Origin of the sequence: Paenibacillus algorifonticola, assembly GCF_050481745.1 — a bacterium.
GTDB lineage: Bacteria > Bacillota > Bacilli > Paenibacillales > Paenibacillaceae > Pristimantibacillus > Pristimantibacillus algorifonticola_A.
Genome location: NZ_JBCNGR010000002.1, coordinates 41,584 through 55,887 on the forward strand (window position 1 = coordinate 41,584; position 14,304 = coordinate 55,887).

Genomic DNA, 14,304 nt, shown 5'->3' on the forward strand with positions numbered 1-14,304 from the left:
TTATCCCCCGATTTCCGCTAAAATGCGGTCCGCTCCTCTTGCTATGAGCGCTGCGGCTACTTCCTTGCCCAGCACCTCTGGATCGCTGCCTGTCTTAATTTCCTTCAGCAGCACGGCTCCATCCGCCGATCCTACAATTCCCGTTAGCTCAAGCTCAGCGCCTTCCAGCGTGCCGTCCGCACCTTTACGCACAACCGCATGGGCGCCAATCGGAATTTGGCAGCCGCCATTGAGCGTGCCGAGAAAGCTCCGCTCGGCCCGAACCGCATAAGCCGTTTCGCTGTCGTTAAACAAATCAAGCAGCTCACGAATCTGCCTGTCATTTTCCCGGCATTCAATGCCAAGCGCGCCTTGCCCAACAGCTGGCACCGACACCTCTTCCGGCAGAAAGGCAGATATGCGGTTTCCCCAGCCCATTCTGCTGAGCCCGGCAGCGGCTAGAACGATCGCATCGAAGCCTTCCGTCTCCAGCTTGCGAATCCGGGAATCAATGTTGCCTCTAATAGATTCCACGACCAGGTCAGGGCGCAGGTTTTTGAGCTGGGAGGAACGGCGCAGGCTGCTCGTCCCGACTTTTGCGCCTTGCGGCAAATCAGCAAGGGAGTCGCCCTGCTTCATAATGAGGCAATCCCGCGGATCCACGCGCCTCGGAATCGCACCATTCATTAAACCTTCAGGCAGCTCGTACGGCATGTCCTTCATGCTGTGAACCGCCATATCGATTTCGCCATCCAGCAGCGCTTGCTCGATTTCCTTGACGAATAACCCTTTTCCGCCAACCTTTGATAAGGTCACATCAAGAATTTGATCGCCTTTTGTGACGATTTTTCGAACTTCAAATGAATAGTCAAAACCATGCTGCTCGCTAATTCGTTTCAGCTCGTCAATCACTTGTCCTGTTTGCGTAAGCGCGAGTGCGCTTTGGCGGGTTCCGACGATAATGGTACGCTTTTCCTTATTGTTTGCTGCCATTTATGTATTCCTCCTGTCAGTTGCTGCGATGAGCCGCTCAATCCATACGTCTATATCGCCGTCTTCCTCGCTTTGTTTTGGAGCTTCGCACGCCGCAAGCTTCAGCACTTCGCTGCGTAGCCTTCGGTCGCCAATGGTGAGCTTCACCCGTTCCCGAAGCTCTTTCAGCCTAGCTGTGCTCCCGATATATTCCGGGCCATACTGCAGCGCCAGCTCCTCCCGAATTCGTGAGGACAATGCCGGGCTAGCCCCGGATGCCGATACAGCAATGACCAGCTCGCCGCGCCGCACAACCGACGGATTAATAAAGGTTCCAGCCGCGGCCTCATCTGCCCGATTAACCCAAATGCCCGCTTGCTCGCCATCCAGCACGATTTGGCGATTCAGCTCCGCCTGATCTGTAGCGGCAAATAGCAGCCGCGCTGCCTTCGTGTCCTCACTCGCATAAGCTCTTGCTTTTGCCTCGATGTGACCGCCACGCGCAAGCTCCTCTAGCTGAGGAGTGAAATCAAGCGCAATGACCGTCACCTGATCGGCTCCCGCTTCAAGCAGCCCCAGCACCTTGCGCTCGGCAATCGGGCCGCCGCCGACCACGATGCAGCGGCACCCCTGAAGCTTTAACATGACCGGATAGTAGCCGTTCATAAACCTCACCTAACTTCTAATGAAAATTAGATACGTAGCTTGCCAGCAAATTGAGAACTAGAAAGCTGAACGCCACAATATGCAGCTTCGCAAGCTGCGTGCTCGTGCGATTAAGCAACGACCGGTTTACAACAAAAATAATATAAACAATTAGAGCGATGAAAGAAGTAATGACTTTCCAATCCAGCAGCAGCATCGAACGCCCCTCAATGAGCAGCAGCGTCACTGCAAGCGACAGCGACAAAGCCAGCAGCGGAACGCCAATAATGACAGCGCGATCAGAATATCGCTCAATTTTATCAAGGCTTGGGAGCCTTCTTACATATTTGGACCAGCGTTTCTCCTTCAGCTCCCGATGCAGGAAAATGTACATCCCGGCGAAAATAACGCCTATCGTTAACGACACATAGGAAACAAGCACGAGACTAATATGCACAATCAGCAGCTCTCTTGCTGTTGTTGAAATCGCGAACATCGCCTCATTGCCCGGCTTGCTGTAGAGGTTAAGCGCCAGCACGGAAAATCCAACGACGTTTACGAGAAATACAATAAACTCTATTTTGAAAAAACGGCTGATTACAAGCGATATAGAGACCAAAAGCCAGCAAAAACCCAGCCAATATTCAAAGGTTGATATCGTCGCCACTTCAAAATGCGACACAATTCGCGAAATGAGAAACAATGTCTGTAATATCCATACAAAAATAAGTAGCCCTGTACCCATCCGTTTCGCTCTCCGGCTTGCGTCCATAAAATCGGAGAAATAAAACAGAAGGCTCAGGGCGTATACATAAAGTATCGCGTCATACAACCAGTTTAGCGTTGCCATAAATGCCTCCACATCGCCGCCCTATGCGTCTGTCAAGAGCGTGCTTCTACCGAAGGGCAGAAGCCAATGCTGCCGTAGCTGCAGGTGATTGCACATTTTTCATTTTTGCTGCAGCCGCCTCGGCAGCTTCCGCTTTAAGCTCAGCTTGCTGCGACTTGTCCAATTGCTCTTCCAATGCAAAAAGCTTTACAAACATGTCCATCGCTTCGTCAGCACGTCTTTCTCCGGCCATTTCCTTGATCCGCAAAATAGGGTCCTGCATCATTTGATTGACAATGCTCTTCGTCAGCTTTCTGATTACTTTAAGCTCATGCTCGTCCAGATCCGGGAGCTTGTTCGTCAAGCTGTTGAACGTCTCCTCATGAATCTCTGCCGCTTTCGTCTGCAGCGCCCGAATTAGCGGCACAACTCCCAGCGTTTTGTACCATTGCTCAAAAAGATCCATTTCCTGAGCGATCATCGTTTCGATTTTGGCGGCTTCCTTGCGGCGCTGCTCCAAGTTACTTTCCACAATGCCCTCCAAGTCGTCGATGTCATACAAAAAGACGTTGTCCACCGCAGCAATCGTTGGATCAAGATCCCTTGGAACCGCGATATCAATCATGAACAGCGGCTTTGATCTCCGGCGCTGCATAGCGCTTGCGACAACCTGACGCGTAAGCACAAAGTTGTCAGCTCCCGTCGAGCTAATGACAATATCAGCTTCATGCAGCCTATTCGCCGCTTCGTCTATCGAGCAAGCTATTCCATTAAACTTGTCCGCCAATTGAACGGCACGTTCATACGTCCGGTTCACGACGATAACTCTGTCAGCCCCATTCGCATACAGATGCTTCGCTGTCAGCTCGCCGGTCTCGCCAGCCCCAATCAGCATAACTGTCTTTTTGGAAAATTGGCCAAATATACGCTTGCCCAGCTCAACGGCAGCATAGCTGACCGATACGGCGGATTCGCCGATCGTCGTCTCCGAATGCGCCCGCTTCGCCATCGTAATCGCCTGCTTAAACAGCGTATTGAAAAGCGTTCCCGTCGCTTTCTGCTGCTGGGCTAGTGCGAAAGCATCCTTCACTTGTCCGAGAATTTGCGTCTCTCCGATAATCATCGAATCCAAACCGCTTGCAACGCGGAATAGATGCTCAATCGCCTTCTCATCCTCGTACATATATAAATGATTCGTAAATTCTTTCCTTGGCAGGTTGAACCACTGCTCCATAAAGCTGCGGATATAATGCCCGCACAAATGATGTCTGTCCACCACCGCATACAATTCTGTCCGATTGCAGGTCGCTACAATGACACATTCCATAATGCTGTCTGTATTCATAAGCTGTTTGACAGCTTCTGGCAGCTCTTTTTCCGAAAACGCAAAACGTTCTCTCACTTCTACTGGAGCTGTACGGTAGTTAAGACCTACTGTAATAATGTGCATATGTGTCACCTGCCTCCCTTATCAAATTGCCGCGTCTCGTTCTTTCTACGCCATTATAGCACAGTTCAACATTCATACTTCCTTCATTTATGAATAAAGTTTGAACCACAAAACCATTATTCCCTAATCATACAAAGAAATAACCATGGAAGCTTCCATGGTTATTTCTGTATCATACATGTGAGAGCTTTAAACGAGCTCGATTTGTTTCAATTTCGGTTCTTCAACTTGCAATTCGCCCATACCGCGTATCAGCTTCTTTGCATGAGTTGTTGTTGGCTTCAGCACAGCAATCATATAATCGATAGCCACCTGTGGATCCACGGTTTCACCGCAAGTATAACAATCAAGCGCGGCAAATCCTCTCTCAGGATACGTGTGAATAGAGAGGTGACTCTCTGACAGCAACACGAGTACGGTTGCTCCTTGAGGCTCAAATTGTTTGGATTGCACCGACATTACAGTAGCGCCACAGCTTTCAGCAGCCTCCACCATTTGGGCTTGCAAAAATTCAGCGTTGTTCAGTAGATCGAAATCTACTCCCCAAGTATCAACAGCAACGTGTCTTCCGAAAGTTGAGTATTCCATCTTCCGGTTCCCCCTTCCTAGGAATAAAATGTTTAAAAATTTCATCCGCTAGGACCTACGTCATTCACTTCCCGAGGGAATAATCTCTCGCAACATAACCATGTCCTGAGTGAATCCTGGTTCCTATTATTGTGTTAAACGATGTTTTCAACGAGATTAAAAATAACATCTATCTGTCAGAAATGCAACCTTTTTTTTCAGCCAGCCATATTATTTTTTGCGTCCAGCGGACAGAACACGGAAATATGGTCGACCTTTCCAGTTGATTTCGGGATAATGAATTTGAGCTGATATTGTTCATTAACCTCGTACATATAAATCTGATCGTCGCCATTCGTCGCTGTTTCATTGCCCAACGACTTCTCAATATCAAAGGAAGTCAACTGCTTTGCCCCAATATAGAAGCGGCTGCTAGCAAACAAGAAAATATTTGAATGCCGTTGTGTTGAACATGCTGTAAACCTCCAGATTCCCATGAAAAATAAAAAAAAAGAAACCGCAGCAGCGATTCCTATAAGCTTATGTTTACTGTCTGCATGCCACGCATACTTTAATTACGCCTCAAGCATAAACAGCTTGTGCGTATGCATAGCCAAACGCTCATCAATAGCGGCGATTTCGGTCTGATCTTTCGTCTGATTCCGAAGATCAAGCAGCTCATTAATGGCATTATTAACCATCGAAATCTCGCGTTCAATCAAACGGCTGCGGAATACCCGCTCCAGTTGCCCGATCGTATCCTTGTATTCGAACACAACACGTGCGCCGCTCTTCGTTGTTTCAACGATTTTACGAACGGCTCCCTGTATATAGTGGTAGGTCATTGTATAATGGCTGTAAATGCGATTAACAACGGCGTCCCCATGGAAAGCTGAAACAGCTTTGCGCATAGCATTGGTTAGCTTCTGGTGAACAAGGCGGCAGGTGAGCACACAAACGTAACGGTCTTGTTGACGCTCAAAGATCAGTCTGATCTCTTCCCTCCCTGCTACGTCTTCGAGAACCAGCTCCTGATTGCCGTTATCGAGCACCATCACTTGTAGGTGAAGCTGCTGATCATCAAAAAAACGGACAAATTGGGTCATCTCTTCATTCGTTAACTGCAGTTTGGCATTTACATACTCTGTGGCTAGCCGCTGAGCCATAAAAATCTCCTCAATTCTTTAAACTTGCAATTGGATGCTACAATCAATTCTATTCTTCTATATCCGCTTTACGTAAATTTGAAACGAATCCATCTAATGACCATTCGCCCTTTCACGCTTGCTTACCTATATTATACGTGATTGCATCCATTTATTCCTGCCGCTCAGTGCCGAAATTCTCGCATATTTCAGAAAAAACGGGAAAATTATGCGAGGAGACCCACATATCTTCCTGTATTCTCTTTCTTATGTGAAAAGTTGCCGCACTTGCTCCCTTATGTGGATATCGTCTCCGTAATAACGCCCCATAATTCATCGCGGCCTTGGCCGGTCTCCGAGGAATAGAGCACCACTTTATCACGAGGATCCGCTTGCAGCGTCGCCTTGATCATTTTAATATGCTTGTCCCATTTGCCTTTAGGGATTTTGTCCGCTTTCGTTGCAACAATGCAGGTCGGAATATTGTAATGCTTGAGCCAATTGTACATGAGCTGATCATCCTTCGACGGCTCATGGCGAATATCAATAATAAGCAGTTGCAGCTTAAGCTCCTTGCGATCACGAATGTATCTTTCAATCATTTGACCAAAAGCTTCGCGCTGGGTTTTGGAAACTTTGGCGTAGCCATAACCGGGGAAATCGACAAAATAGATGCTGTCATTGACGCGGTAATAGTTAAGCTGCTGAGTTTTACCTGGCTGCGAGCTTGTTCTTGCCAAGTTTTTACGCATAATCATTTTATTAATTAATGAGGACTTCCCGACATTCGAACGCCCTGCCAGAGCAATCTCTGGCAAGGCATCCTCCGGGTATTGGTGCGGCTGAACCGCGCTTATAATAAAATCTGCTTGTGTAATCTTCATAATATAGGTGTTCCTGCTTTCTCTTCTGTGTTGGCCGGAAGCAGCGCATGCAGGAGGACTTCATCAATATGCCCAACCGGGACAAACGTTATCTCGCTCCGCACACTGTCTGGAATGTCGCGCAGATCGCGAACATTATCCTTCGGCAGCAATATTTTCTTAATGCCTGCGCGGTGGGCGGCAAGCGACTTCTCCTTGAGTCCGCCGATTGGCAGTACGCGTCCGCGTAGCGTGATTTCCCCTGTCATCGCGACCTCTTTGGACACATAGCGTCCAGTCAAAGCCGAAATAAGCGCAGTGGCTATCGTGATGCCTGCAGACGGTCCATCCTTCGGAATCGCACCTTCCGGAATATGAATATGAATATCGTTTTTCTCATGGAACTGCGGATCAATGCCAAGCTCCAGCGCCTTCGAACGCGTATAGCTGAATGCAGCCTGCGCCGATTCCTTCATGACATCTCCGAGCTGCCCCGTGAGTGTCAGCTTTCCGCTGCCCGGCATAACGGTCACCTCAATAACGAGCGTATCGCCGCCAACCTCCGTCCAGGCAAGGCCAGTAACGGCACCGATCTGATTTTCAGCCTCAGCCATGCCGTAGCGGAACTTCGCAGGTCCAAGCCACTCCTTAAGCAGCTCCAGATCAACGTTGAGCGTCTTCACCTCAGCAGGCTGCTCTGTCTCTGATTGCGGCTCAGACTGCAAGGCAGCCTCTTGCTGCTTCTCTAGACGCCCAGATAGGGATGCAGCTTCTCCGCCCTCGCCAAATGCCGCTTCCAGCACATTCAGAGCAGGCTCATCCTGCTCAGCAGCTTCCTCTGCCTTGATCGGAACCGTGCCCGATGCAACAATTTGCTTCGCTGCCTTGCGGCAAATCGCAGCCATTTGCTGCTCCAAATTCCGCACGCCGGATTCGCGCGTGTAATCGCGGATAAGCTGAAGCAGCGTTTCCTCGCTCACATGCAGCTGCTCATCTGTGAGGCCATGCTCCCGCTTCTGCTTCGGCAGCAAATAACGCTCAGCGATTTTCAGCTTCTCCAGCTCGGTATATCCGGGAATGTACAGCACTTCCATCCGGTCCAGAAGGGGACGCGGAATGTTATGCATGGCATTCGCCGTCGTTACGAACATGACGCTCGACAAGTCGAATGGAACCTCAACAAAATGATCGCTAAACGTATTATTTTGCTCCGGGTCCAGCACCTCAAGCAATGCAGAGGCCGGATCGCCGCGGAAATCCATTGCCATCTTGTCGATTTCATCGAGCAAAAACACCGGGTTGCTTGAGCCAGCCGTTTTCATGCCTTGAATAATGCGCCCTGGCATAGCACCTACGTATGTACGGCGATGCCCGCGAATTTCTGCTTCGTCCCGCACCCCGCCAAGCGATATACGAACGAATTTGCGTCCCAGTGACTTCGCGATAGACCGGGCGAGCGACGTTTTACCAACGCCTGGAGGACCGACTAGACACAGAATCGGTCCCTTAAGTTTTTTGACAAGCTGCTGGACCGCAAGGTATTCCAGTACCCGCTCCTTCGGCTTTTCAAGCCCATAATGATCCTGATTGAGAATGTCTTCCGCCTTGGACAGACTGAGATCATCCTCAGTCTCCTTGCTCCATGGCAACGATAAAAGCCAATCGATATAATTGCGTATAACGCCGCCTTCAGCCGAGGTGGTCGGCATTTTTTCCAGACGGTCAATTTCTTTCTCAATCTTTTCTTTCACTTGGTCAGGTACGCCAGCCTGCTCCAGCTGGCTGCGCAGCTCCTCAACCTCGCCGGCGCGCCCTTCCTTCTCACCAAGCTCCTTCTGGATCGCTTTCATCTGCTCACGCAAATAATATTCCTTCTGCGTTTTCTCCATCTGCTTCTTGACGCGCTGGCTGATTTTGCGCTCCAGTTCCAGCACTTCCCGCTCATTGTTCAAAATATCAAGCAGACGCTCAAGCCGCTGACGGACATCGATCGTCTCCAAAATATCCTGCTTGTCTTTAATCTTGAGCGACAGATGGCTCGTAATGACATCAGCAAGACGGCCTGGATCATCAATATCCGAAACCGCAGCATGCGTCTCTGGCGTAATTTTTTTGGACAACGAAGTATAATGCTCGAATTGGCTGAGCACCGAGCGCATGAGCGCATCAACCTCAGGGTCGGTCGTTTCTTCTTCCGGAAATTCCTTAACCATTACCTCATAAAATTCTTCAGTCGGCAAATAATCCATAATTTCCGCGCGCAGAACGCCTTCCACCAGCACGCGGATCGTTCCGTTAGGCAGCTTAAGCATCTGCCGCACCTTCGCAATCGTACCGATTCTGTAGATATCTTCCTCTGTCGGCTCCTCTATGTTCACTTCCGATTGCGAGCAAAGCAATATCATATGATCGTCAACCATCGCGCGCTCTAGCGCGCGAACCGATTTGTCCCTACCCACATCAAGGTGTAGCACCATGCTGGGATATACCAGTAGCCCCCTGAGCGGAAGCAAGGGCAGCCGACGGTTTTTCGTTTTTCCGGATCCCACACCAGCACCTCCAAAAGTTCAAGTCTTCCTTATTTTATCATTCTGCGGAATCAGCCTGCAAATAGGGAACAGCCGCCCCCATATACCGTTCGTTTGGAACGTGGTTTTCCACTTCGTTTACGATCGTGTTTCCTAGAGGGAACACCAGATTAAATACTTCATCTACACGCTCCACAGGAATGACCTTCAAACCTTTCAGATCAGCAAAAATGGCCTGCCAGTTTTCACGCGGAATAATGACCGTATCTGCCCCTGCCTGAAAAGCAGCCTCAACCTTCGCCAGCACGCCGCCTACAGGCTTGACGTCGCCATGAATGCCAACTTCCCCGGTCATCGCCAGCTTGTTGTCGATTGTCTCGTTTTTGATCGCCGAAGCAATTGCCGTCGCCATTGCAACCCCAGCAGACGGGCCATCAATTGGCGTTCCACCCGGGAAGTTGATATGCAAGTCATAATCCTGTGGATTGAGTCCATACCGGCGCAGCATCGTCAGGACGTTTTCGACAGAGCCCTTCGCCATGCTTTTGCGGCGCAGCGTACGCGAGCCTCCGCCAAGCTCTTCCTCCTCGACCACTCCTGTAATCGTATATTGCCCTTTGCCGCTGGCAGCCGGAATAGCACTGACCTCCACTTCGAGCAGCATGCCCATATTCGGGCCATAGACGGCAAGGCCGTTGACAATGCCCACTTGCGGCGCCTCCGGCACCTTGCGTTCAGGACGCGGCGGAATTTGGCTGCTGTTCACAACCCATTCTACATCGGCTGCTGTAATGCGATCCCGTTTCTCGGATAAAGCAACGCCTGCAGCAAGCTGAATGACGTTTACCGCTTCACGGCCATTTGTCGCATAGCGCTGCACGACCTCTACAGCTTCAGGGCATGGGGAAAATCCAATTTTCCGAATCGCATTTTCGGCAATGGATGATATCTCACCTGCGAGCAGCGGACGAAAGAATATTTCCATGCAGCGCGAGCGAATCGCGGGCGGCAGCTCCTGCGGCGAACGTGTCGTTGCACCGACAAGACGGAAATCGGCAGGCAGGCCATTTTGAAAAATATCATGGATATACGAAGGAATGTTAACATCCTCGGAATTATAATAGGCGCTCTCCAAATATACTTTGCGATCTTCGAGCACTTTTAACAGCTTATTCATTTGGACGGGATGCAATTCCCCGATTTCATCAATGAACAAAATACCGCCATGCGCCTTCGTTACAGCGCCAGCCTTCGGCTGAGGGATACCAGCAACACCCATCGCCCCCGCGCCTTGATATATCGGATCGTGAACAGAACCAATCAAAGGATCCGCAATGCCGCGCTCATCAAATCTCGCAGTAGTTGCATCGATTTCCGTAAACTTCGCTTCAGGCAAAAACGGCGAGGACGCATTTTTCTTCGCTTCCTCCAGCACAACGCGAGCAGCCGCTGTTTTCCCGACGCCCGGCGGTCCATAAATAATGACATGCTGCGGATTTGCGCTGCAAAGCGCGGCTTTGAGTGCGCGCAGGCCATCCAGCTGGCCAACGATATCCTGCATCGCTTGCGGCCTTGTCTTCTCGGCAAGCGGCTTCGTCAGCGAGATGGAGCGCAGCTTGCGCAGCTTGTCCATCTCCTTGCGGGACTCACGGTCAACCGCAGACCGATTCGTTTTTTGATTACGCAGCAAATTCCAGAAGTACAAACCGATAACCACTGCAAAAAACACTTGAATCAACATCAAAATAATACTTAAATTCATTTGTTACCCGCTCCTCTCAAAGACACACTCCGGCAATAAAGTTCATAACTGGTAGTATTGCCTCATCAGGAGAAAAATAACCATCTATATAAGCGTAAACGGCGTTGCCTTCCGTTGGCGGCAACGCCCGTTTTGCTCAGATATAGAAGCGGATTCAAGGTAAAACGGCTGTCGCCGTCCGTTGGCGGCGCGGCGCGTTTCCTTTCGAGAAATATAGAAAAGGTATCGCGCAATGCTAAACTTTCCTATATTTTCAAAAAAACCGTGCCGTCGTTCACATGAACAACAGCACGGCCATGTTTATAAGGCAGGCGTATGATGCTTGCGGCCAGGAATTTCTCCTGTTTCTTCAAATGCATGGACGATAATATCAATTTCCTTCTTCAGCTCACTGAGCAGCTCGGCTTCCGGAACTTTGCGAACCAGCTCTCCGTAACGGAACAGCATCCCTTCGCCTCTAGCACCCGCAATACCGATATCTGCTTCACGTGCTTCACCAGGACCATTGACGGCGCAGCCAAGCACCGACACCTTGATCGGCACCTTGATTTTCGAAATGTATTCCTCAACCTCATTGGCGATCGTAAACAAATCAATATCAAGCCGTCCGCAAGTTGGACAGGAGACGAGCGTTGCCGCATTCGTAATTAGTCCAAATGTTTTCAGCAGCTCACGAGCTACCTTTACTTCTTCTACGGGATCAGCACTTAGACTAATACGCAGCGTATTGCCGATGCCAAGCGTCAGCAGCGCGCCAATACCGGCAGCACTTTTGATCGTTCCCGTATGCAGCGTGCCTGCTTCCGTAATGCCAAGGTGAAGCGGGTAACGGATCTTCTCCGCAGCCATCTTGTAAGCAGCAATAGCCATCGGAACATCAGAAGCTTTGAGCGACACAATAATATCGTGGAAATCTAGCTCCTCCAAAATACCGATGTGGAACAATGCACTCTCCACCATTGCCTCAGGCGTCGGATAGCCGTATTTCTCCAGCAAATGATTTTCCAAGGAGCCGGCATTTACACCGATGCGAATCGGAATGCCTTTTTCCTTGCAAGCTTTCACGACCGCTTCCACACGCTCGCGGCGGCCGATATTGCCGGGATTGATTCTAACCTTGTCAATGCCGTTTTCAATTGCAGCAAGCGCGAGCCTATAATCAAAATGGATATCGGCAACAAGAGGAATATGAATCCGCTTCTTTATTTCCTTAATCGCTTCCGCCGCTTCCTTATTGTTGACGGTCACGCGAACGACCTGACAGCCCGCTTCCTCGAGCCGAAGTATTTCCGCAACAGTTGCCTCTACGTCTGCCGTTTTGGTCGTGCACATACTTTGAATGATGACTTCGTCGCTGCCGCCAATCGTCAAGTTGCCGACTTTGACAGGCACCGTATCTTTACGTGTGTACATACAGTGATCTCTCCCATGAACGTCAAAGTCCACCCTCTTGATGCGAGCTATGAAGCCGCCCAGCGGGTGGAACAGTGACGGTGATGAATATTATTTAGGCGCTTTCTTCCTTCTTCTTGCCCTTCTTCGCAGTCAGCTCAGGCATCATTTTGTCCCGAACAGCCTGCTCCGTAACGAGGCAAGTGTTGACATCATCGCGCGATGGAATTTCATACATCACATCAAGCATAATGCCCTCAATAATGGCACGAAGGCCGCGGGCACCTGTATTGCGCTTGATTGCTTCCTTGGCAATTGCTTCCAGTGCGCCTTCTTCGAAGTCCAATTTTACATTGTCCATCTCCAGCAACTTCTGGTATTGCTTAACGAGCGCATTTTTAGGTTCGGACAAAATCCGTACCAAAGCCGGCTCATCAAGCGGCTCCAAAGTCGAAATAACAGGAAGACGGCCGACAAACTCGGGGATAAGACCGAATTTAAGCAAATCTTCCGGCAATACCATCGACAAGTATTCGCCTGCTTTCAAATCCTTCTGTACTTCGCCAGTAGAATTGAAGCCAATCACTTTTTTGCCGATACGACGTTTGATTAGCTGCTCCAGCCCATCGAAGGCACCGCCGCAAATAAACAAAATGTTCGTCGTATCAATTTGGATGAACTCTTGATGTGGATGCTTGCGTCCGCCTTGTGGCGGTACAGATGCGACCGTTCCTTCAAGAATTTTCAGCAAGGCTTGCTGAACGCCTTCACCCGATACATCGCGTGTAATTGAAGGGTTCTCGGATTTACGAGCAACCTTGTCAATTTCATCGATATAAATAATGCCGCGCTCTGCTTTCTCAACGTCATAATCTGCCGCCTGAATAAGCTTGAGCAAAATGTTCTCAACGTCCTCGCCCACATAACCCGCTTCGGTAAGCGAAGTTGCATCAGCAATTGCGAAAGGAACGTTCAAAATTTTAGCCATCGTCTGCGCCAGCAGCGTTTTACCCGAGCCTGTAGGGCCAACGAGCAAAATGTTACTCTTTTGCAGTTCAACGTCTTCGATTTTGCTTTGTGAATTTACACGCTTGTAGTGGTTGTAAACAGCAACTGCAAGCGACTTCTTAGCAAATTCCTGTCCGATAACATAGGAATCAAGAATACCGCGAATATCTTGCGGCTTCGGAATGTCTTTCAGATCCAGCTCTTCTTCATGACCTAGCTCTTCTTCTACAATCTCCGTGCAGAGCTCGATACATTCATCGCATATATAGACGCCGGGACCGGCAACCAATTTACGCACTTGCTCCTGCGATTTACCGCAGAATGAGCATTTCAACTGGCCCTTCTCATCGTTGAATTTAAACATGGAATCACCCCTTCATCAAAATCTTATATCGGCGTGGTAATAACCTTGTCGATCAAGCCGTATTCCAACGCTTCCTGCGCGCTAAGAAAATAATCGCGATCTGTATCGCGGTCGATTTTATCATAGGGCTGACCGGTACGCTCCACATAAATATTATTCAGCTTATGCTTCGTTTTAAGAATCCAGTCGGCATGAATTTTAATATCCGTTGCCTGACCTCTTACGCCGCCAAGCGGCTGATGGATCATAACTTCACTGTTAGGCAGCGCAAAACGCTTGCCCTTGGCTCCCGCTGTCAGCAGAAGGGAACCCATGCTCGCAGCCATACCTACACAAATCGTAGACACGTCCGGCTTAATATATTGCATCGTATCAAAAATGCCCATGCCGGCCGTTACAGAACCGCCAGGGGAATTGATGTACAGATGGATGTCTTTCTCAGGATCGTCGGCCGTTAGAAAAAGCAGCTGTGCAATGATGGAGTTTGCAACATCGTCATCAATCGCACTTCCGAGAAAAATAATTCTGTCCTTGAGCAAACGCGAGTAAATATCGTAAGACCTCTCCCCGCGATTCGTTTGTTCGACTACGATAGGTACCAGATTCATCCGACCAACCTCTTTTCGTTTATGGCTTAAATTCCAACTTTATTGTAACACGCCAAAAGCTCACTGTCATTTTTCACTACTACCTTATGCGAACGGCGATGCTTGATATGTACGGAGAACTGCCCCGCGCTTGGTTGTACCATTATGTAGTTTGAAAATAAGGCACGTGGGTAGACGTGCCTTATTCTCAGG

Annotated in this window: 13 protein-coding genes; all 13 read right to left on the reverse strand. The window is 49.4% G+C overall.

From position 1 onward, the window contains the following. The 13 genes from hemC to clpP all read right to left on the reverse strand — a co-directional run bounded on the left by hemC (position 1) and on the right by clpP (position 14,112). Complete coding sequence (hemC, locus tag ABEW34_RS00480; protein WP_430153895.1) at positions 1–972, reverse strand: hydroxymethylbilane synthase; 972 nt, start codon at positions 970–972, stop codon at positions 1–3. Then, positions 973–1,617 carry a precorrin-2 dehydrogenase/sirohydrochlorin ferrochelatase family protein gene (locus ABEW34_RS00485; RefSeq protein ID WP_430153897.1) on the reverse strand — a complete coding sequence of 215 codons (645 nt, stop codon included), beginning with the start codon at positions 1,615–1,617 and terminating at the stop codon, positions 973–975. Positions 1,618–1,633: 16 nt separating this feature from the next. Beyond that, positions 1,634–2,446 (reverse strand): cytochrome c biogenesis protein CcsA, encoded by an 813-nt coding sequence (ccsA, locus tag ABEW34_RS00490; protein WP_430153900.1) that lies wholly within the window; start codon positions 2,444–2,446, stop codon positions 1,634–1,636. 46 nt (positions 2,447–2,492) lie between these two features. After that, entirely contained in the window at positions 2,493–3,875 is a 1,383-nt protein-coding gene (hemA, locus tag ABEW34_RS00495) for a glutamyl-tRNA reductase (RefSeq protein ID WP_430153902.1), read from the reverse strand. 189 nt (positions 3,876–4,064) lie between these two features. After that, positions 4,065–4,463, reverse strand: coding sequence for an adenosylmethionine decarboxylase (gene speD, locus ABEW34_RS00500; RefSeq protein WP_341281729.1), 399 nt, complete (start codon positions 4,461–4,463; stop codon positions 4,065–4,067). 197 nt (positions 4,464–4,660) lie between these two features. Next, on the reverse strand, positions 4,661–4,846 hold the full coding sequence (locus tag ABEW34_RS00505) for a DUF4309 domain-containing protein (RefSeq protein WP_430153905.1): 186 nt from the start codon (positions 4,844–4,846) through the stop codon (positions 4,661–4,663). Between the two features lie 171 nt (positions 4,847–5,017). Continuing rightward, a complete protein-coding gene (locus ABEW34_RS00510; RefSeq protein WP_430153908.1) occupies positions 5,018–5,608 on the reverse strand; it encodes a non-ribosomal peptide synthetase module in 591 nt (196 codons plus the stop codon). Between the two features lie 275 nt (positions 5,609–5,883). Continuing rightward, the gene (gene yihA, locus ABEW34_RS00515; RefSeq protein ID WP_430153911.1) at positions 5,884–6,471 is read right to left on the reverse strand and encodes a ribosome biogenesis GTP-binding protein YihA/YsxC; all 588 of its coding nucleotides are present in this window, start codon (positions 6,469–6,471) and stop codon (positions 5,884–5,886) included. Then, positions 6,468–8,999, reverse strand: a complete 2,532-nt coding sequence (gene lon / locus ABEW34_RS00520) for an endopeptidase La (protein WP_430153913.1) — start codon at positions 8,997–8,999, stop codon at positions 6,468–6,470. The genes yihA and lon overlap by 4 nt, the downstream gene beginning before the upstream one ends. Before the next feature lie 37 nt (positions 9,000–9,036). Continuing rightward, positions 9,037–10,740 carry an ATP-dependent protease LonB gene (gene lonB, locus ABEW34_RS00525; RefSeq protein WP_430153916.1) on the reverse strand — a complete coding sequence of 568 codons (1,704 nt, stop codon included), beginning with the start codon at positions 10,738–10,740 and terminating at the stop codon, positions 9,037–9,039. Between the two features lie 300 nt (positions 10,741–11,040). Then, positions 11,041–12,153 (reverse strand): flavodoxin-dependent (E)-4-hydroxy-3-methylbut-2-enyl-diphosphate synthase, encoded by a 1,113-nt coding sequence (gene ispG, locus ABEW34_RS00530; RefSeq protein ID WP_430153919.1) that lies wholly within the window; start codon positions 12,151–12,153, stop codon positions 11,041–11,043. Positions 12,154–12,247: 94 nt separating this feature from the next. Then, positions 12,248–13,504, reverse strand: a complete 1,257-nt coding sequence (clpX, locus tag ABEW34_RS00535; RefSeq protein ID WP_430153922.1) for an ATP-dependent protease ATP-binding subunit ClpX — start codon at positions 13,502–13,504, stop codon at positions 12,248–12,250. Positions 13,505–13,527: 23 nt separating this feature from the next. Further along, the gene (gene clpP, locus ABEW34_RS00540; protein ID WP_056039867.1) at positions 13,528–14,112 is read right to left on the reverse strand and encodes an ATP-dependent Clp endopeptidase proteolytic subunit ClpP; all 585 of its coding nucleotides are present in this window, start codon (positions 14,110–14,112) and stop codon (positions 13,528–13,530) included. Positions 14,113–14,304 lie beyond the last annotated feature (192 nt).

Excerpts from the sequence above, each read along its gene's own strand:
- hemC (WP_430153895.1), bottom strand. The coding sequence starts at position 972 with ATGGCAGCAAACAATAAGGAAAAGCGTACCATTATCGTCGGAACCCGC.
- ABEW34_RS00485 (WP_430153897.1), bottom strand. The coding sequence starts at position 1,617 with ATGAACGGCTACTATCCGGTCATGTTAAAGCTTCAGGGGTGCCGCTGC.
- ccsA (WP_430153900.1), bottom strand. The coding sequence starts at position 2,446 with ATGGCAACGCTAAACTGGTTGTATGACGCGATACTTTATGTATACGCC.
- hemA (WP_430153902.1), bottom strand. The coding sequence starts at position 3,875 with ATGCACATTATTACAGTAGGTCTTAACTACCGTACAGCTCCAGTAGAA.
- speD (WP_341281729.1), bottom strand. The coding sequence starts at position 4,463 with ATGGAATACTCAACTTTCGGAAGACACGTTGCTGTTGATACTTGGGGA.
- ABEW34_RS00510 (WP_430153908.1), bottom strand. The coding sequence starts at position 5,608 with ATGGCTCAGCGGCTAGCCACAGAGTATGTAAATGCCAAACTGCAGTTA.
- yihA (WP_430153911.1), bottom strand. The coding sequence starts at position 6,471 with ATGAAGATTACACAAGCAGATTTTATTATAAGCGCGGTTCAGCCGCAC.
- lonB (WP_430153916.1), bottom strand. The coding sequence starts at position 10,740 with ATGAATTTAAGTATTATTTTGATGTTGATTCAAGTGTTTTTTGCAGTG.
- ispG (WP_430153919.1), bottom strand. The coding sequence starts at position 12,153 with ATGTACACACGTAAAGATACGGTGCCTGTCAAAGTCGGCAACTTGACG.
- clpX (WP_430153922.1), bottom strand. The coding sequence starts at position 13,504 with ATGTTTAAATTCAACGATGAGAAGGGCCAGTTGAAATGCTCATTCTGC.
- clpP (WP_056039867.1), bottom strand. The coding sequence starts at position 14,112 with ATGAATCTGGTACCTATCGTAGTCGAACAAACGAATCGCGGGGAGAGG.